The sequence below is a fragment of the Parahoeflea halophila genome, assembly GCF_900220985.1.
In the GTDB taxonomy this organism is placed as follows: domain Bacteria; phylum Pseudomonadota; class Alphaproteobacteria; order Rhizobiales; family Rhizobiaceae; genus Hoeflea; species Hoeflea halophila.
Genome location: NZ_OCPC01000004.1, coordinates 125,906 through 144,364 on the forward strand (window position 1 = coordinate 125,906; position 18,459 = coordinate 144,364).

At 61.0% G+C, this 18,459-nt stretch carries 21 protein-coding genes; 10 read left to right on the forward strand and 11 right to left on the reverse strand.

Going from position 1 to position 18,459, the window contains the following annotated elements; translation table 11 throughout:
• Positions 1-25: 25 nt before the first annotated feature.
• The 6 genes from recF to mutM form a co-directional block, all read right to left on the reverse strand.
• Positions 26-1,177 (reverse strand): DNA replication/repair protein RecF, encoded by a 1,152-nt coding sequence (gene recF / locus CRO46_RS13890; RefSeq protein WP_097108394.1) that lies wholly within the window; start codon positions 1,175-1,177, stop codon positions 26-28.
• Positions 1,178-1,240: 63 nt separating this feature from the next.
• The gene (gene dnaN, locus CRO46_RS13895; protein WP_097108395.1) at positions 1,241-2,359 is read right to left on the reverse strand and encodes a DNA polymerase III subunit beta; all 1,119 of its coding nucleotides are present in this window, start codon (positions 2,357-2,359) and stop codon (positions 1,241-1,243) included.
• Positions 2,360-2,576: 217 nt separating this feature from the next.
• On the reverse strand, positions 2,577-4,037 hold the full coding sequence (gene dnaA, locus CRO46_RS13900) for a chromosomal replication initiator protein DnaA (protein WP_097108396.1): 1,461 nt from the start codon (positions 4,035-4,037) through the stop codon (positions 2,577-2,579).
• A gap of 887 nt (positions 4,038-4,924) precedes the next feature.
• Entirely contained in the window at positions 4,925-5,191 is a 267-nt protein-coding gene (gene rpsT / locus CRO46_RS13905) for a 30S ribosomal protein S20 (protein ID WP_097108397.1), read from the reverse strand.
• 195 nt (positions 5,192-5,386) lie between these two features.
• Positions 5,387-6,160 (reverse strand): enoyl-CoA hydratase, encoded by a 774-nt coding sequence (locus CRO46_RS13910; RefSeq protein WP_097108398.1) that lies wholly within the window; start codon positions 6,158-6,160, stop codon positions 5,387-5,389.
• A 61-nt stretch (positions 6,161-6,221) separates the two neighbouring features.
• Positions 6,222-7,118 carry a bifunctional DNA-formamidopyrimidine glycosylase/DNA-(apurinic or apyrimidinic site) lyase gene (gene mutM, locus CRO46_RS13915; RefSeq protein ID WP_097108682.1) on the reverse strand — a complete coding sequence of 299 codons (897 nt, stop codon included), beginning with the start codon at positions 7,116-7,118 and terminating at the stop codon, positions 6,222-6,224.
• Positions 7,119-7,307: 189 nt separating this feature from the next.
• Between mutM and ubiE the strand changes: the two genes are divergently transcribed.
• The 6 genes from ubiE (at position 7,308) to coaBC (ending at position 12,396) form a co-directional block, all read left to right on the forward strand.
• Complete coding sequence (ubiE, locus tag CRO46_RS13920; RefSeq protein WP_097108399.1) at positions 7,308-8,084, forward strand: bifunctional demethylmenaquinone methyltransferase/2-methoxy-6-polyprenyl-1,4-benzoquinol methylase UbiE; 777 nt, start codon at positions 7,308-7,310, stop codon at positions 8,082-8,084.
• Positions 8,085-8,089: 5 nt separating this feature from the next.
• A complete protein-coding gene (gene ubiB, locus CRO46_RS13925) occupies positions 8,090-9,664 on the forward strand; it encodes a 2-polyprenylphenol 6-hydroxylase (RefSeq protein ID WP_097108400.1) in 1,575 nt (524 codons plus the stop codon).
• A gap of 210 nt (positions 9,665-9,874) precedes the next feature.
• Positions 9,875-10,312 (forward strand): FKBP-type peptidyl-prolyl cis-trans isomerase, encoded by a 438-nt coding sequence (locus tag CRO46_RS13930; RefSeq protein WP_097108401.1) that lies wholly within the window; start codon positions 9,875-9,877, stop codon positions 10,310-10,312.
• A 181-nt stretch (positions 10,313-10,493) separates the two neighbouring features.
• Positions 10,494-10,763 carry a FitA-like ribbon-helix-helix domain-containing protein gene (locus CRO46_RS13935; RefSeq protein ID WP_097108402.1) on the forward strand — a complete coding sequence of 90 codons (270 nt, stop codon included), beginning with the start codon at positions 10,494-10,496 and terminating at the stop codon, positions 10,761-10,763.
• Complete coding sequence (locus CRO46_RS13940; protein ID WP_097108403.1) at positions 10,760-11,182, forward strand: type II toxin-antitoxin system VapC family toxin; 423 nt, start codon at positions 10,760-10,762, stop codon at positions 11,180-11,182. Before CRO46_RS13935 ends, CRO46_RS13940 begins: the two co-directional genes overlap by 4 nt.
• A complete protein-coding gene (gene coaBC / locus CRO46_RS13945) occupies positions 11,179-12,396 on the forward strand; it encodes a bifunctional phosphopantothenoylcysteine decarboxylase/phosphopantothenate--cysteine ligase CoaBC (RefSeq protein ID WP_097108404.1) in 1,218 nt (405 codons plus the stop codon). Before CRO46_RS13940 ends, coaBC begins: the two co-directional genes overlap by 4 nt.
• A gap of 201 nt (positions 12,397-12,597) precedes the next feature.
• Here coaBC and CRO46_RS13950 read toward each other — a convergent pair whose 3' ends face one another.
• Complete coding sequence (locus tag CRO46_RS13950; protein ID WP_097108405.1) at positions 12,598-13,524, reverse strand: LysR family transcriptional regulator; 927 nt, start codon at positions 13,522-13,524, stop codon at positions 12,598-12,600.
• A 110-nt stretch (positions 13,525-13,634) separates the two neighbouring features.
• Here CRO46_RS13950 and CRO46_RS13955 point away from each other — a divergent pair, with 110 nt between their 5' ends.
• Together CRO46_RS13955 and CRO46_RS13960 are read left to right on the forward strand one after the other, a co-directional pair.
• On the forward strand, positions 13,635-14,078 hold the full coding sequence (locus CRO46_RS13955; protein WP_097108406.1) for a cupin domain-containing protein: 444 nt from the start codon (positions 13,635-13,637) through the stop codon (positions 14,076-14,078).
• Between the two features lie 4 nt (positions 14,079-14,082).
• On the forward strand, positions 14,083-14,883 hold the full coding sequence (locus CRO46_RS13960; protein WP_097108407.1) for a glutathione S-transferase: 801 nt from the start codon (positions 14,083-14,085) through the stop codon (positions 14,881-14,883).
• Between the two features lie 115 nt (positions 14,884-14,998).
• Here CRO46_RS13960 and CRO46_RS13965 read toward each other — a convergent pair whose 3' ends face one another.
• Entirely contained in the window at positions 14,999-15,808 is an 810-nt protein-coding gene (locus tag CRO46_RS13965) for a class II glutamine amidotransferase (RefSeq protein WP_097108408.1), read from the reverse strand.
• A 6-nt stretch (positions 15,809-15,814) separates the two neighbouring features.
• Positions 15,815-16,030 (reverse strand): DUF6356 family protein, encoded by a 216-nt coding sequence (locus tag CRO46_RS13970; RefSeq protein WP_097108409.1) that lies wholly within the window; start codon positions 16,028-16,030, stop codon positions 15,815-15,817.
• 109 nt (positions 16,031-16,139) lie between these two features.
• Here CRO46_RS13970 and CRO46_RS13975 point away from each other — a divergent pair, with 109 nt between their 5' ends.
• Complete coding sequence (locus tag CRO46_RS13975; RefSeq protein WP_097108410.1) at positions 16,140-16,613, forward strand: Lrp/AsnC family transcriptional regulator; 474 nt, start codon at positions 16,140-16,142, stop codon at positions 16,611-16,613.
• Between the two features lie 116 nt (positions 16,614-16,729).
• On the opposite strand, the gene CRO46_RS13980 is transcribed toward CRO46_RS13975, so the two are convergent.
• Complete coding sequence (locus CRO46_RS13980) at positions 16,730-16,990, reverse strand: hypothetical protein (RefSeq protein WP_097108411.1); 261 nt, start codon at positions 16,988-16,990, stop codon at positions 16,730-16,732.
• A gap of 99 nt (positions 16,991-17,089) precedes the next feature.
• Positions 17,090-17,305, reverse strand: coding sequence for a hypothetical protein (locus CRO46_RS13985; RefSeq protein WP_143439051.1), 216 nt, complete (start codon positions 17,303-17,305; stop codon positions 17,090-17,092).
• A 228-nt stretch (positions 17,306-17,533) separates the two neighbouring features.
• Here CRO46_RS13985 and CRO46_RS13990 point away from each other — a divergent pair, with 228 nt between their 5' ends.
• Entirely contained in the window at positions 17,534-18,445 is a 912-nt protein-coding gene (locus tag CRO46_RS13990; protein WP_097108413.1) for a pirin family protein, read from the forward strand.
• Positions 18,446-18,459: the final 14 nt, after the last annotated feature.

Consider the following 18,459-nt stretch of genomic DNA (forward strand, 5'->3'; position numbering starts at 1 on the left):
GCAATGCGCCACTTGCTCTCGCCACTCAGTCGGTCGGTTGGTCCTTGCAAGGCGTCACCTGACCGTCCGAAACGGTGAAGATCTGCCCGCGCGCACCCAGGCTTGCAAACATCTGCGCGTCGGTCCCGGTCATGAAGGCCTGGCAGTCGAGCGCCTCGATCAGGTCAAACAACGCCGCCCGGCGGCCTTCGTCAAGATGGGCCGCGATCTCGTCGAGCAGCAGGATCGGTGCATGACCGGTCATCGCCCGCACCAGCTGCGCATGTCCGAGCACGATGCCGATCAGCAACGCCTTCTGTTCGCCGGTCGACGACAGCGCTGCCGGCATGCCCTTGGCCCGATGATGCACGATCAGGTCGGAGCGGTGTGGCCCCGACAGCGTCCGCCCGGCTGCGGCGTCGCGCCGCCGCCCGGTTTCGAGCATTCCGGCGAAGGTTGCCTCCATGTCGCTCGCCGAAGCGAACGCCTCACCCTCGAGAAACCCTTCCAGCCGCACGGTGGCCGCCGGAAACACGCCGTGGCCGGTGTTGCTCTCGATCAAGTCGGACAGCAGGCTTACCACTTCGTTGCGCGCCATCGCCATCGCCACGCCGAGCTCGGTCATCTGCGCTTCCAGCCCGTCGAGCCAGGCAGGGTCCGCACGTCCTTCCGCCAGCAGGCGGTTGCGGCTGCGCATGGCCCGTTCATAGTTCAGCGCCCGACCGCCATGCGCCGGATCCACCGACAGCACCAGCCGGTCGAGAAACCTGCGCCTGTCACCGGCGGAACCGGTAAACAGCCCGTCCATGGCCGGCGTCAGCCACAGCAGCCGGAGATGGTCGAGAAGCGCGTCGGAGGTGCGGGCCGGAGCGCCGTTGATCCGCACCCGGCGCGAGCCGCCTTCTTCACCGCCGTCCACCCCGGTGCCGATGTCGGTCGGACCCGACATGCCTTCGAGGCTCACAAAGATGGTGAAACCGCTGGCGGGGTCGGCCCCGGACTTGATCAGGTCACCATAGGGCGCGCGGCGCATTCCCCGCCCCGGGGTCAGCAGGGAGACGGCTTCCATCAGGTTGGTCTTGCCTGCGCCATTGTCGCCGACCAGCACCACGTGGCGCTGATCAAGATCGAGCGACAGCTTCGCGTAGTTGCGGAACCCCGTGAGCTTGAGTTTCTGGATGTGCACCCTGGCGGCCATGCAATTCCCCGCTCAACCGCAGGACGGTCGGCAGCGCGTGTCGGTGCAGGAAGGCAAGCTCGGCTATACCCGCATCGGCATCAGCACGTAGAGCGCATCGTCGCCAGCGGTATCACGCACCAGTGTCGGAGAACCGGGGTCTGCGAGCATGAACACCGCGTCCGAACCAGCCAGCTGGTTGGTGATGTCGAGCAGGTACTTGGCGTTGAAGCCGATCTCGATCGGATCGCGCTCATAGCCTACGGCCAGCTCTTCCGTCGCGCTGCCCGAATCCGGGTTGTTGACCGTCAGCGTCAGCTGTCCGTCGGCAATGGCGAGCTTGACCGCGCGGCCGCGCTCGGACGAGATCGTCGACACGCGGTCGACGGCCTGGGCAAAGGTCTGACAGTCGACGGTCAGTTCCTTGTCGTTGCCAGTCGGGATCACCCGCTGGTAATCGGGGAAGGTTCCGTCAATCAGCTTCGAGGTCAGCACGATGCCGCCGATGGTGAAACGGATCTTGGCGTCGGAAAGCTCCACTGTCACCGTAACGTCCGGGTTGTCGACCAGCTTCTGCAGTTCGCCCACGGTCTTGCGCGGGATAATGATGCCCGGCATGCCCTCAGAGCCCGAAGGTGCTTCCACATCTGCGCGCGCCAACCGGTGGCCGTCGGTGGCGACGGCGCGCAGTTTCAGCGCGCCTTCACTCTCGATCGAATGTACGAAGATACCGTTGAGGTAATAGCGAGTCTCTTCGGTGGAAATCGCAAACTGGGTCCGGTCGATCAGCATCTTGAGCTGTGTTGCCGGCAGTCGGAACGTATGGGTAAAGGCGCCCGCTGTCAGGTCGGGAAAATCCGATTCCGGCAGGCACTGCAGCGAGAATTTCGAGCGGCCCGAGGCCACCGTCATGGTCGCGCCGTCGGTGTCTGTCGACAACAGCACTTCGGATCCATCCGACAGCTTGCGCACGATGTCGTAGAGCAGATGTGCGGGAACGGTGGTGGAGCCTGCCTGTTCGACCATCGCCGCGGTTGCTTCGGTGATTTCGAGGTCGAGGTCGGTGGCCTTCATGTCGAGGGTCGCGCCTTCGGCCTTCAGCAACACATTCGACAGGATCGGGATGGTGTTGCGCCGCTCGACCACGCGGTGAACGTGGTTCAGCGACTTGAGGAGGTGGGAACGCTCGAGGGTGACACGCATGATCTGACTACCGCTTGGCTGGGGCTTGCGTCGGAATGCGCAGGCCTTTCAAATTCTGTCTTGTCCGGCTCTGCCCGGTCTGGACCGCGAAGAGGCGCATGGTGCGCTGGGTCCGGGCGTGCAAAATGGCAGATTATGCCCCTGATATGCAACAAAAACCGGCCCGGGCCATTCGGCCCGGACCGGGATTCTGGGGATAAGCGTACGGAACTGCGGGCTATTCGATAATCAGCCGCTTGAGCAGTTCGATTTCGTGGCCCAGCTTGGTGTCGGAGTTGATCAGCTCTTCTATCTTACGGACCGCGTGGAGCACGGTTGTGTGGTCTCGACCACCGAATCTGCGGCCGATTTCCGGGAATGAGCGCGGTGTCATGGTCTTGGCCAGATACATGGCAATCTGCCGTGGCTTGACGATGACACGGGTGCGGCGATCGGAAACCAGCTCCTGCCGGGAGACGTTGTAGTGTCGCGAAACCACCCGCTGGATGTCCTCGATGCGGACCCGCTTGGGTTCGCCGGCATTGACCAGGTGACCGAGCAGCTGGTCGACCCGGTCGAGCGTGAGATTGGGCTCGAAGCTGCGGCGGAACAGAAGCTGGTTGAAGGCGCCTTCCAGCTCCCGGCCGCTTGAGGTGATGTTCTGCGCGACATGGGCGAGAATGTCTTCGCCAATATCGAGCGTGGCGTCCTCGATCTGTGCAATGGCCAGCCGCTGGCGCAGCATTTCCAGGCGCATCTCGAAGTCCGGTGCCTCGATCTCGATGGCAACGCCACCCTGAAGCCTGGACCGGACCCGGGGATCCAGCGATTCCAGCTCCCACGGAGCACGGTCGGCGGCGACAACCACCTGGCGCGCTGAATCGAGCAGCATGTTGAGCAGATGGCAGAACTCGTGCTGGATCGACTTGCCCTGCAGGAACTGCATGTCGTCGATGACGAGCAGGTCGATGTTGCGCAGCGATTCCTTGAACGACAGCGCGTCATTGTCGCGGATGGCGGTGGCAAAGCGCCACATGAAGTATTCGGCGGTCAGATAGACGACCCGGGGATTGCGGGCATGGCGGCTGGCCGCGGCAGCGATCGCCTGCAGCAGATGGGTCTTGCCCAGTCCGACACTGGAATGGATGAAAAGCGGGTTGAAGCGAACTGCCCCGGTTCCGGCTTCAGCAATCGTCTTGGCCGCCGCCAGCGCTACCCGGTTGGACGATCCCTCGACATAGCTTTCGAAGGTGTAGCGCGGATCGAGCGGCGATCCGATGACGTTATTGGCTGCTTGCGGGCCTTTCTGGAAGCTTGAAAGATGCGCCCCTGCTCCCTTGACCGACAGAAGTTGGTCCTTGCGCGCGGCAGAGGCGGTCGGCTGTGCCGCTGCGGCTGAATTTGCCGAGCTGTCGATTTCTATGGCCGGTGGCTGCCGGTTAGCGCGTGTCGCCGAGCGGACAACGATCTCGACCTTGAGAATATCGGCGTCTTCCTCGCGAAACAGGGCGCTGATCTGTTCAAGATACTTGTTGTTGATCCAGGATTTCAGGAAGGCGGTCGGGACCGAAAGGCGCACGACACTCTTGGATGCCGACTGCAGCTTGAGCCGCCCGAACCAGCTGGTGAAGACTTCCGGCCCGACCTGCGCCTTCAAGCGCGCCATTACCCGGTCAAAAGTCTTGTTATTCTCGTTCATGTCCGCCCCTTTGTCAGTCAGCGGGCAAACATCGCCGCCAAGCGGTTGGGAGCTTGTAGTCTGTGCGTCCCATGCTTCCGCCTTACGCGCTGTCGTCATGTGTGTCTGCATCGCCGCTGTATTCCCTGTTGCCACATTTAGGTATTTTGCCCCGGCCATCATGGCCCGGTGCGCAACGCGCCCCCGTCGACACGTTCATTTCGATGCGGTTGTCCCCGCTATGCTTTCCCTCTCCATTGCGCCCGCCCCTGTGACCTCGTATCGCCGGCTTGGACAAATCTTTGACGTTCCGCCGAAACCCAGGTTTCGGCAGAGTTAAGGCTTCACCGCATGGCGATGAAACGCCAATGCAACCGAAGATTGTTTTGAGTTTGCCCGGCGAGAATGCCGTGCACCAAGGGGCAGGTTGGACTTCGGTCACCTGCAATAAAAGGCAAACTGTCCGTGGAACCGCCCGGCTCCGTGCCCCTTGTCGAGAGCTATTTAGGCAGGATGGCGGGGTCATATCAAGCGGCTTATTTACGGTTCATTCACACTTTAGGGATTGACTCGCAATGGTTGAAAAAAGCCCCTTCACAGAGGTTTTCAACAGGCAATTGGATTCATTGCCTTTTCCCCACTCCCGATCTTTTTGTTCTCTTCAGGAAGCCTTGGATACAAAATTTCAGGGCTTGACAGTTTATCCGCCGAATCCGGTTTCCCAATCGGGCTGCGAATCCGCTACCTCTGGCAAGTGATTGAAATTAATTGTTATTTGATGCGGTTATGACGAAGAAGTGACGGCGCGGGATTCACGTCTGGAATCGAAAATATGCAAGTCACTGAGGCAAAAAGAAAAAGGCCCGGACGAGCCGGGCCTTTTGTCGACAAACGAATTTCCGAACCGTTTAGGCGTTCAGCGCCTTCACCCGGTTCGACAGTCGGGAGATTTTCCGCGATGCGGTATTGGCGTGAAACACGCCCTTGCCGGCGGCGCGCATCAGCTCGGGCTGGGCTGCCTTGAGCGCAGCGGCTGCAGCAGCCTGGTCGCCGGAGCTGATTGCTTCCTCGACGGTGCGGAGGAAGCCGCGAACACGCGAACGGCGTGCCTTGTTTACGTCAGTGCGGCGGGCAATCTTGCGGGTCGCCTTTTTCGCCGAAGTTGTATTGGCCATGAATGCCTCTCAATGTGTCACATGCTCTATTCCGACCGGAAAGCGCCTCGTGCGAGGACTGTCGCTTTGTCATGCGGAATGCGAGAAAAACCACGGCGAGCCCGAAAGCTGCCATTCGATGGCGGGCCTATACCGGGTATCGCGGCTTTCGTCAACGCGAAAAACCGCTTTCCCGCCGCCCGCCGGTACATTTGCCTACCGGTGTTTGAACTGTGCCTTGCGTTTGTCGATGAAGGCAGCCATGCCTTCTTTCTGGTCTTCCGAGGCAAACAGCGAGTGGAACATGCGGCGTTCGAAGCGCAGGCCTTCGGACAGTGTCACCTCGTCGGCGCGGTTGACCGCTTCCTTGACCATCATCGCCACCGGCAGCGAGAAGCCGGCGATCTTCTCCGCCGCCTTCGTGGCCGTTGCCAGAAGTTCCGCCGCCGGTACCACGCGGGCAACCAGGCCCGAGCGTTCAGCCTCTTCTGCATCCATCATCCGTCCGGTCAGGCACAGATCCATCGCCTTGGCCTTGCCAATTGCGCGGGTCATGCGCTGGGTGCCACCCATGCCGGGGATCACGCCAAGCGTGATTTCCGGCTGGCCGAACTTGGCGGTGTCTGCGGCGATGATGAAGTCGCACATCATCGCCAGCTCACAGCCGCCGCCCAGTGCATAGCCCGACACGGCTGCGATCACCGGCTTGCGGGTTTCGGCCACCGCGCTCCAGCCTTCGAAGAAGTCTTCCATATAGGCGCCGATATAGTCCTTGGGCTGCATTTCCTTGATGTCGGCGCCCGCTGCAAAGGCCTTTTCGGAACCGGTGAGCACGATCGCGCCGATCTTCTCGTCCGCTCCGTACTGCGCCAGCGTCTCGCGCAGCTCTCCCAGCAGTTCGGAATTTAGCGCGTTGAGTGCCTCGGGCCGGTTCAGCGTGATGATGGCCACCCGGCCGCGCGTTTCCGTCTTCAATGTCTTGAGTGCCATCGTCTCTCTCCTCGTTACGGCCTTTCGGCCCTGCCCGTCAGGGGCGGCGTTTCTCGCCGTGTCAGTGTTTCTGGCAGCGTGGGCAATAGAATGTCGAGCGCCCGCTCTGCACGATCCGGCGGACCGTATCGCCACAGCCGGGGCGGGGGCAAGCCTTTCCCTCGCGGTCGTAAACGGAAAATCCGTGCTGAAAATAACCCAGCGTCCCGTCTGTGCGAATATGGTCCCTTAGCGACGAGCCACCGGCGGCGATCGCCTCGTCGATCACGTCTCGGATGGCCTGGGTCAAAAGCTCGAGCTGCTTGCGTGGCCGCCCGGTACTGGTGACCAGCCCGCCCGCAGGTTTGAGCGGCGACAGCTTCGCCCGCCACATCGCCTCGCAGACATATATATTGCCCAGGCCCGCAATGATCCGCTGATCGAGCAGGGCCGCCTTCAGCGGTGACTTCTTGCCGGCGAGCTGTCCGGCGAGCCCCGTCGCATTAAGACTGTTGCCCGTCGGCTCCACCCCGAGGCTTCTGAACCAGGCGTGCTCCACAAGCGCTGCTCTGGCCATCAGGTCCATGTAGCCGAAGCGGCGGGGGTCGTTGTAGATCACCCGGGCCTTGCCCGCGGGCCCTTCGACATGCAGCACCACATGATCGTGCTTGTCATCCTTCGAGCGCTCGTGATGAAACGCGCCGGGCCTGAGAGTGCCTTCGCCGTCCGCCTCGATCCGGAAAGAGCCCGACATGCCAAGATGGCTGACCAGCACCATGCCGTCATCGAGATCCGCAATCAGGTATTTCGCCCGCCGTCCCAGCGAAATGATTTGCCGGCCTTCGAGCCGGGAGGCGAAATCTGCGGGGAAGACAAACCGCAGATCGGCGCGGCGCTGCTCGACGCGGACAATCCGGGCACCCTCCATCACCGGCTGCAGGCCGCGTCGAACCGTTTCGACTTCTGGCAATTCGGGCACCGCGGTCTCCATGGGGCTGGTGGCAATTGGCCTGTGGCTGTCCTATATGGCGGAACGCTATGCCGCAGGCTGGTCTTTCATGCCTAGATAGCGTGGAGCGGAGCGATCCGCTATGGTTGCGGCAATTTAGTCTGTTCCCCGCCGGGGCCGGGCTGTTTGACCTGATATGGAAGAAGACGGGAAGAGATGATGTCACAGCAGCGCGTCGCCACGGATGGCGGAATGCAGACCAGCTACGGCTTCCGCACGGTCGAGGACGGCGAGAAGCAGACCCTGGTCAACGACGTCTTTCACAAGGTGGCAAGGCGCTACGATATCATGAACGATGTCATGTCGGGTGGGCTGCACCGGCTTTGGAAAGACGCGATGGTCGCAAACCTCAATCCGCCGCGCCGGTCCGGCTTCCGTTTTCTCGATGTGGCTGGCGGCACCGGTGACATCGCTTTCCGCATTGTTGCGGCTTCGGACAAACAGGCCAAGGGCACGGTGCTCGACATCAACGGCTCGATGCTCGGTGTCGGCGCCGAGCGCGCCGGGAAGAAGGGCTATGCGGACAATCTCGATTTCGTCGAGGCCAATGCCGAGGAACTGCCTTTCGAGGATTGTAGCTTCGACGCCTACACGATCGCTTTCGGCATCCGCAACGTGCCCGACATCGACAAGGCCTTGCGCGAAGCCTACCGGGTACTGCGCCGCGGCGGCCGCTTCCTTTGCCTCGAATTCTCCGAGGTCGAAATGCCGATCCTTGATCGCGTTTATGATGCCTGGTCGTTCAACGGCATACCTGCCATGGGCAAGGCCATTGCCGGCGAGGCCGAGCCTTACCAGTACCTCGTCGAATCGATCCGCAAGTTTCCCAGGCAGAACGACTTCGCCAAGATGATAGAGCGCGCCGGGTTTTCCCGCGTCGGCTATACCAATTACACCGGCGGCATCGCGGCGCTGCATACGGCCTGGAAGATCTGACAGGAATGGCAAGTCTCGGAACCTATCTGCGCCTGATGCGGGCGGGCTTTATCCTTGTCCGCGAAGGCGTCGTCTCTTCGCTGCCTGCGGAAGACCTGCCCGCGCCGGTCCAACTTGCGCACCGCACCGCAGGCCTGTTTGCCAAACGGCGCGCCAAAAGCGCCGAACGCACAGACAGGCTTGCCCGGGCGGTCGAACGGCTCGGCCCGTCCTGGGTCAAGCTCGGCCAGTTCCTTGCCACCCGGCCCGATGTGGTTGGTGCCGAAATCTCCGAAGATCTCGCCGGTCTGCAGGATCGCATGGCAACTTTCCCTGAAGCCGAAGCCCGGACCGCCATCGAAGGTTCGCTCGGCCGGCCGATCGCCGATCTCTACAGCCGTTTTGATCCGCCGGTTGCTGCAGCCTCCATCGCCCAGGTGCATCCCGCAGAGGTGACCGATGAAAACGGTCCCCGCAAGGTTGCCGTCAAGGTTATCCGGCCCGGCGTGCGCCAGCGCTTCAAGCATGATCTGGAGGCCTTTTACCTGGTCTCGGAGATGCAGGAGCGTTTCATCCCGTCCTCGCGCCGGTTGCGCCCGGTCGAGATCACCAGGACGCTGGAGCAGACCACTCGCATCGAGATGGATCTCCGGCTCGAGGCAGCTGCCCTGTCCGAGATGGCCGAAAACACCAGGGATGATGCAGGTTTCCGGGTGCCGAAGGTCGACTGGGAGCGCACCGGCCGCGACTGCGTCACCATGGAGTGGATCGACGGCATCAAGATGAGCGATGTTGCTGGCTTGCGCGCCGCCGGCCACGATCTTCACGCGCTCGCCGACACGCTGATCCAGTCCTTCCTGCGCCACACCTTGCGTGACGGCTTTTTCCACGCCGATATGCACCAGGGCAATCTCTTCGTCGATCCGGCAGGCACGATCGTTGCCGTCGACATGGGGATCGTCAGCCGTCTGGGCAAGAAAGAACGCCGTTTCCTGGCCGAAATCCTCTACGGTTTCATCACCCGCGATTACCAGCGCGTCGCCGACGTGCATTTCGAGGCCGGCTATGTCCCGGCGAGACATGATCCGGCGAGCTTCGCCCAGGCCATCCGAGCTATCGGCGAGCCGATCCATGGCCAGCCGGCCGAAACCATCTCGATGGCCCGGCTGCTTACGCTGCTGTTCGAGGTCACCGAGCTGTTCGACATGGAAACAAGGCCCGAACTGGTCATGCTGCAAAAGACCATGGTCGTGGTCGAGGGCGTATCCCGCACGCTCAACCCGAAATTCAACATGTGGAAGGCTGCCGAACCGGTGGTGGGCGACTGGATCCGCGACAATCTCGGACCCAAGCGTATCGCCGTCGACATCAGGGAGGGTGCCATCGCCGCCTTCAAGCTGGCTGAGCAGCTGCCTGATCTCGCCGCCCGTACTGAACGCTTCTCCCAGGAAGTGGGGGATATGGCGGAGAACGGCCTGCGCTTCGATGCGGCCACGTCCGAAGCCATCGGCAAGGCCGAGGCCCGGCACACGCGCTCGGGTCGTGTGGCCTTGTGGGTGATTGCGGTCACGCTGATCGTCATCGCAACCCGGCTTTTCTAGGTCTTTGCGGCAGGTCGACATCCGCCGATTTGCAATTCACTCGCTTCTCGCGTTAGCTTGGGGCATGAACCGGCTCAAGCATACGCCTGTTGTCCGGTCAGCATGTAGCGGCGGCGCCTTTGCGCTGCCTTGATGAAAACCCGGCTGCGGGATGCAGGGCATCCAGACGCCAAGGACACGCCGGGACAATCACAAGCATTGGATTTACATATGAGCGAAGCCAAATCCGGCGACACCGTCCGGATCAACTATACCGGTAAACTGACAGACGGCACCCAGTTCGACAGCTCCGAGGGCCGCGAGCCTTTGGAGTTCCAGGTCGGCTCCGGCCAGATCATCCCCGGTCTTGACCGCGAGGTCGAGGGCATGAAGGTCGGTGACAAGCAGACTGTCACTGTCCCGGCTGCAGAGGCCTACGGCCCCCACGATCCGGCCAAGGTGCAGCAGGTCCCGCGCAGCGCCCTGCCGCCGGAACTCGAGCCGCAGGAAGGCATGCAGCTGCAGGCCCAGACCCCACAGGGTGGCCAGGTGATGCTCCTCGTTACTACCGTTGGCGAAGAGAACATCACCGTTGACGCCAACCACCCGCTGGCGGGCAAGGACCTGGTTTTCGACATCGAGATGCTGGAGATCCTCCAGGCGGCCTGACCGCATGAAAAACTGACAGCCCGGCCCGGCGCCGGGTTGTCGCTTGCCTCCGCAATGCGCGTCCTTCAGCTTCTGGTTGGCTGGGGAACGCGCAAGGCTGCCGGTCTTGCTGGCGTTTGACTGCAATGCATGCAATGCCTACATTGCATGCATTGTCAGCCCGGGGCCAAGGAGGTTCACCATGGCAACACTGACCATCCGCAATCTCGATGACGAGGTGAAGCAGGCTCTGCGTGAACGCGCGGCGCGGCATGGCGTGTCCATGGAAGAAGAGGCCCGCGTACTGTTGCGCCAACTGGTGCAGGCTCCCCCGCCTGCGCAAGGCAAGTCCGCTTATCAGCGTATACGCGACTTGGTTGAACCACTGGGCGGGATAGAGCTGGAGATTCCTCCCCGGACGGAGAAGGCCGGCGAGCGCAAGGTGTTCGACTGGCTGGACGACGAGGAATGATAATCGACACCAATGTCGTATCCGAAATCATGCGGCCGGTCCCAAATGCCAAGGTCGCCGATTGGTTCGAGCGGACTGCGCAAATGGCGCGCTTCATAACTTCAGTCACTGAAGCTGAACTGCTGTTTGGTGTAGAATTGATGCCCGAGGGTAAACGACGCGATACGTTTGCTCTTGTGATTGAGCGACTGATCAAGTTCGATTTGCCCCAGCCTGTCCTTCCGTTCGAGAGCGCCGATGCACCGTATTGCGCTAAAATCTCTGCATTGCGTCGAAGAGCCGGCCGGCCAATTTCTATCTTCGACGCCCAGATCGCGGCCATCGCGCTGAGGCGCGGATTGTCGATTGCCACCCGCAATATTCGTGATTTCGAAGGTTGCGGTGTCACCCTCATCAACCCTTGGGACCCTGCGCCATGACGCTTTCCGGCAAACGCATCCTGCTGATCATTTCCGGCGGTATCGCCGCCTACAAGGCGCTCGATCTGATCCGTCGGCTGCGCGAGCGCGGCGCGTCGGTGCGGCCGGTCATGACCGCAGGGGCGCAGGAATTCGTCACGCCCTTGGCTGTCGGTGCGCTTGCCGCGGACCATGTCTATACCGATCTGTTCTCGCGCGAGGACGAGCAGGATGTCGGCCACATTCGCCTGGCGCGCGACTGCGACATGATCTGCGTCGCCCCCGCCACCGCCGACCTCATGGCCAGGATGGCGCATGGCCTTGCGGGCGATCTCGCCTCCACGGTGCTGCTTGCCACCAACCGGCCGGTGCTTCTGGCTCCCGCGATGAACCCGGCCATGTGGGCGCACCCGGCTACCCGCCGCAATGTCGAAACGCTCAGGAAAGACGGCATCCGCTTCATCGGCCCGATGGCGGGCGAGATGGCCGAGAGCAATGAGGCCGGCGAGGGGCGCATGGCCGAGCCGCTGCAGATTGTGGCCTCCATCGAGGCGCTCATGGATGACGCCCCGAAACCGCTCGCGGGCCGAACCGCCATCGTCACCTCCGGCCCCACGCACGAGCCGATCGACCCGGTGCGCTACATCGCCAACCGCTCGTCGGGAAAGCAGGGCCACGCCATCGCCGCCAATCTCGCCCGCCTTGGTGCTGACGTGACCCTCGTCTCGGGGCCGGTGACGATCCCGGATCCCGCCGGCGCCAACACCATCCATGTCGAAAGCGCCCGCGAGATGCTCGAGGCCGTGACAGATGCCTTGCCCGCCGACATTGCCGTTTTTGTCGCTGCCGTAGCTGACTGGCGCGTGGCCACCTCTGCGGACAACAAGATCAAGAAGAAGGAAGGCGAAGGCCCGGCGCCGCTGGTGCTCACCGAGAACCCCGACATTCTCAAGACCATCGGCCACCATGCGGACCGCCCGAAGCTGGTCGTCGGCTTCGCCGCGGAAACCGCTGACGTGATTGCCAACGCCCGGGCCAAGCTTGCCCGCAAGGGCGCCGATTTCATCGTCGCCAACGACGTCTCCCCTCAAACCGGCATCATGGGCGGTGACCGCAACCGCGTCCGCATTGTCTCGAACGACGGCGTCGAGGACTGGCCGGATCTGAGCAAGGACGAGGTGGCTGCGCGGCTGGCGGCGCGGATTGCGGAGAGTCTCAACCGCAAACCGTTGTGATGGTTTTTATCTGATAGAACCACATTCACTCCAATTCTGGACAAATGACCACGATGCCGATTTGCGCCGACGCCCGGAAAGGAAGTGGGTCTCTTGCCCCGTGAGCGCGGCGCATCCAATTGGATGCTCAAGTCTGCTGTCACGCTTTGAAATGCTGCATCGTTGTTTCGTTCAAACGAACCAACTTGAACGCGACACGCATCATGAGTTCAGTTGACGCAGCAGATCGAAGATCTGGCCTCGCATCCAGATTGCAAGCGGTGTGTGTTCAGACCGTTTATGCCAGATGCCGATGATCAGCGGCGGATCTATCGGCATCGGCGGGTCAAAGATCTGGAGGTCGAAGGTCCGCGCGACATCGTCCGCCAATTGGGCGGGCACGAGTGCAATCAGATCGCTCTCTCGCACTGCTCTACAGACGCCGGAGAAAACCGGAACTGTCATCGCCACGTGACGCTGCCGTCCGACGCGCGACAACGCGGCATCCCCCATCGCCGTGATGTTCCCCTCCGGAGAAAACAACACGTGGAGGAGCTTGCAGAATACGTCAAAGGGCATGACCTGTCCTTGCCTCAGGTCAGCTATTCCCGGGTTCCCCTTGCGAGCGATGACCTTGAAGGGTGAGCGAAACAGCTCTTCGCTGCTGACCCAGTCGGGTAATGCCGTCTCCGGGATCAATGCAATATCGGCATTGCGCCGCTCAAGGCTGGCGACGTAGTCCTGCGGCACAAGGTCCACAAGCTGGGCCCTGATGCCCGGTGCCTTGTGGTGAAGCAGTTGCCCCAAGGCTGGCATCAACATCTCTGCGAAGAAATCGCTTGCGGCAATCCGAAATGTTCCTCGGGCGGTTTCAGGGTCGAAGTGCGAGGGAGGAGAGAGCATCTTCTCGAGTCTCTCAAGCTCTTGCATGACGGGCTCTTTCAATCCCGTTGCAAAGTCGGTGGCAACCAGTCGATTGCCTTGCCGCACAAACAGTGGGTCGTCGAGAGAATGGCGCAGGCGCGAGAGGCTTCCGGAAACCGCTGACTGAGAGAGCCCCAGCCGCTGAGCGGCTTTCACGGTGGAGCCTTCGCGGAAGACCGCGTCAAGCACGCGCAGCAGGTTCAAGTCGAAGGTCGCGAAATTCATAATGCTGATATCTTATATTCGAAGATATGGTTTGGTCGATACCAGGGTTCATTGTTATATTGCCGACATCGAAAGCGCTTTCGTTTCAGTCCCAAGAAAGGAATGGAACGATGACCGAATTGGAAAATGACACCGACGCCATCGAATGGCTTGGTGTGCGGTACAAAACCATTCTCTCGCCGGAACAGACCGGTGGTGCCATGTCGATCGTGGATAGCTGGTCACCTGCCGGCAGCGGCCCTCCACGGCACATCCACGAGAAGGAGGATGAAACCTTCGTCATGCTGTCAGGCACCTGCAAGGTATGGATCGATGGTCAGGAGACACTGGCCGGGCCAGGCGAGAGTGTTTTTATTCCACGCGGAACAAACCATACCTTCAAGGTGGTAGGAGAAAAGCCATCTCGTCACCTGGTCATTCTGACGCCTGGGGGATTTGAAGGGTTTTTTGCCGACATGGCGAGAGGACAGTTAAGGATCCCCGAAGACATGCCTGCCATCGAGGAGTCCGCGCGGCGGCACCACCTCAGCTTCACTGGACCACCTCTGGATTGACCTCATGACTGCCAAGCCCATCGTATACCACATCCCCGTCTGTCCGTTCTCGCAGCGGCTGGAAATCCTTCTCGCCCTGCGGGGGCAGGAAGATGCAGTAGAGTTTCGTGTCGTCGACATCACCAAGCCGCGGGACCCCGAGCTGCTTGCAAAGACGCGGGGGACCACTGCGCTCCCGGTTCTCGAAACGCCTCAAGGAGACATCCTCAAGGAAAGTCTCGTGATCCTTCGATATCTCGATGAGGCTATCGAAGGGCCGGCATTGCGTCGTAGCGACCCGTTGGAACACGCTATCGAATCGATGCTCATTACCCGTGAAGGCCCCTTCACGATGGCGGGGTATCTCTTCGTCATGAACCAGCAGAGAGATAAACGCGACGAATTCGCCGACAAACTGCTGGCTATCTATCGTGATATCAATGACTTTCTGGTCGAGCACGGTTCTGCAGGACCCTACTTGTTCGAAAGCTTCGGCCTTGCTGAAACGGTATTCACGCCCATGTTCATGCGTTTCTGGTTCCTGGACTATTACGAGGATTTCCAGTTGCCTCAATCGAGGGAATACAGCCGGGTGCGTGCCTGGAAGGATGCCTGCATGTCTCATGCGGCGACTGAGCAGGTGACACGAGAAGAAATCGTCAAACTCTACTACGACTATGCGCTGGGGGCTGGAAACGGTGCACTGGTCAGTGGCCGTGCCGTCTCAAGCTTTTCGTTTTCTCCACGCTGGCAAGACCGGCCCTGGCCACCCCGCGACAAATATGCCGGCACCGCAAGTGACGAGGCCTTGGGTCTGGTAAGCTGAAACACGACCTGCGGACCGTGCCCGGGGTGGATGCGAGGCTATGCCTCTGAGCAATACAGGAAGCCGTCTTCAGGTCGGTGGCCAACGCGAATGTGGCGGAAGACCAGATCGGTCCTCAAGCCACTTCGGCCACCTTCACCGCCTCCGCCTGCATCGGCTTGAACCGCTTCGAGGTCATGCCCGATGCCGTGAGCGTGACGATGCTGCCGGCCGGGATTTCGTGCCATTTGGTGCCGGTGTCCTTGAACGGTTCGGACACCAGGCAGTGGCCCTGGTTGTTGCAGGTAGGTGCCGCGTAGAGAGTTGGGGCGTATTCGTCGCTGGCGTAGCGGATGGCGTGTAGCGCGTTTCCGTCAGAGACGGCTGCGGTGAAGCGTACCAGTTCACGCACGCCGGCGCGTGCGGCTTCTGAAAGCGCAAACCGGATGGCTTCACCGAAGGCCGCTGCCGGATCGGTTTCGAGTCCGAATTCGAGCGCCAGCAGAAACAGCAGTTCCGAATCCGTGGTGCCTTGGCGGGCCTGGTAGAGCCGGTCAGAAAGAGCTGCCTCCATTGGCCGCCGGATCTTCTCGAAGCCGGCGATTTGACCGTTGTGCATGAACGACCATCGGCCGTTGACGAAGGGATGGCAATTGTCGCGGCTGGTCGCCCCGCCGGTCGAGGCGCGGACATGGGCGAGAAACAGCGGCGAACGGATCTGTCGGGCGAGAGACTTCAGATTGCAGTCCGACCAGGCCGGAAGTACATCGCGGTAAAGGCCGGGTTCCGGATGCTCGCCATACCAGGCAACGCCGAAGCCATCACCATTGGTGGCGGTCTTGGCCTGGATGGCGTGGTGCGATTGCTCGATCAGCGAATGGCCGGGGGCGGAGACGATCTGCTCCAGCGGGATCGGTGTTCCACGGTAGGCGGCCCATCGGCACATAATTTTCTATTTGCTCCGGTTGTGCATCCGGTGATGCATCTCGTTGATCATACGGCTTGCTGTTTTCTCAAAGGTAAACGGCAGGATTGCGTGGCACAGGGCGCAGAAGCCTGCGGCAAACAACTTGGCTGAAAACTTGCCTGCGAATAGCAGGTGCTCGAAATAGGTTTCGTCGACCGACTGCGGATGAGCCTTGAAAAGGCGGGCGATCTGGCTGGACATGGACGTGCTCCCTCGTTCGGATGCGATGTCGAGAGAATAGCCCGGTCCGCCGGGCGAAATGTCCCAAATGTCCTTTGTTTTATCTAATTATTGGGATAGATATCCCTGTATGTATCAGATTGACGATACGGATATCCGAATACTCGGCCAGCTTCAGCGCGATGGTACATTGTCGGTCGACGCGCTCTCGGAGCGGGTCAACCTGTCACGCAACGCCTGCTGGCGCCGAGTCAAGCTGATGGAAGAGCGTGGTCTGATCAAGGACCGTGTTGCCATACTTGATGCCGAAACTGCCGGTTGCGGCCTCTCGGTCTTCGTATTCGTCCGGGCCGTCAGTCATGACGCCGACTGGCTGAAACAGTTCCGCGAGGCGGTCGGCGCGTTTCCGGAAATCGTCGGCGTTTACCGCACATCCGGTGATCTCGATTACGTGCTCCGCGCCCGGGTTTCGGATGTGAAAGCCTACGACCGGCTCTATCAACGATTGATTGCCAAGGTGAAGCTCGCCGACGTCTCGGCCTCCTTTGTCATGGAAGAGATCAAGGAAACCACGCAGATTCCACTTTCTGGCCTGGCACGGTAAGGCTGGGCATCACGTGAGGATGGCCCGATGGGAACGCTTTTCTGTGGCCATGGAACGCCCCAAGCGGGAACGCCCGGTTATGCCGGGCCTGATAGGCGATCGCCTGTTTTCTGAGATTATATGTGGGAGAGGTGCTCTGGTACCGTACCCTCGGTGCGGTAGCGGCGCCTTCGGCGGTCCGACACCTGTTGCGTGACCCGCGCGATCGCATGCTCGATCGAAGCCGACAGACGGTCAAACCTGTCTGGATCGACGATTCCGCGACGGTTTTGCAGCTCAAGATCGAGTTTCATGTCGTTCAGCCATTCGAGCTTTTCTCCTCGGCTGATATGTTGATGAGCGGATATTTCTTCAGGCGAAAGATGGATGGCAGGCATAGGCGTCTCCTTCCGTTACGGAAAGGCAACGCCGGATGCCTGATCCGGTTCCATAGAGTTTGAACTAAATACGTTCCGCCGGTCCGCTGCGGCCCCTGTCTAGCGGTCGTTGTCGTGTGCCGTCGGGATATCGACCGAGGCGATCCGCGCTTCCAGCTCCTCAAGATCCGGAGCGCCGCGTCCGGTTTGCCGCTCCAGTTCGAACTTCATGTCCTTGACACTGCGGAGCGTTTTTGTCTGGGGCAAGTCTTCCTGCTCTGACGCTTTGTTTCCTGTCAGCTCAGGTTCTGACTTGCGATCAATCTTCAGGGACATTGGAAGCTCCATATCTGTTTCAGTCATGACAACGCCTGCCACTGACTTGGGTTCCGCAAAACGACTTTCGGAGGTGCTTTCTCGATTTCGCGCCTGGCCCCAATGCGCGCAAAACTGAACACTCCGTTTGCAGGTCGCCTCTTTATGATCTCCGCAAGCCCGTTACATCTTGAGCGACACAAATTTCTCCGGTCAGCCCGGCCGGCCATTCGTCTCAAGGAGGCTGCCATGTCCATCAGACCAGTCCGTCACCAGTCCACCGCGACCCCGCATCTCGAAGGTGCGGGTGTCCATCTCAAGCGCGCCTTCGGTTTCGACGATCCGTCGTTGACCGATCCATTCCTGTTGTTCGACGATTTTCGCAATTCCCAGCCAGAGAACTATATCAAAGGCTTTCCCTGGCACCCGCATCGAGGCATCGAGACCATCACCTATGTGCTGGCCGGTACTGTCGAGCATGGTGACAGCCTCGGCAACACCGGCACGCTTGGGGCGGGCGACGTGCAGTGGATGACCGCCGGAAGCGGAATCATGCACCAGGAAATGCCAAAGGGAGATTTTGCCGGCAAGATGCACGGCTTCCAGCTTTGGGCCAATCTGCCGTCGTCACTCAAGATGACCGCGCCGCGCTATCAGGATGTCGCCGCCGCCGACATCCCGGTCGAGATCGATGATGACGGAACCGCCGCCCGCATCATCTGCGGCGAGTTCTGGGGCAAGCGCGGTCCGGTCGACGGCATTGCCGCCGAACCGTCCTATGTCGATATCTCGGTGCCGCCGGGCAGAAAGAAAACCTTCAAGATCGACGCCTACCGCTCGGCGTTCGCCTACATCTTTGCTGGCTCCGGGTCGTTCCGCGACGCCTCCAGACCCTTTGGCGTGCTGGTGGAGAAGGAAGTCGAGGGTGAGGAGATCCAGATCCGCGACATGTCGGGCGACCGCACACTCGTGGTCTTCGATACCGGCGACGAGATCACAGTGCAGGCAGGCGCCGACGGCATCCGCTTTTTGCTGGTTTCCGGCAAACCGATCAGGGAGCCGGTGGCCTGGCACGGTCCGATCGTCATGAACAGCCGCCAGGAGTTGATCCAGGCCGTCACCGAGCTCAAGAACGGCACCTTCATCCGGCCCGCGCACTAGGTCGTGGCGGCGCG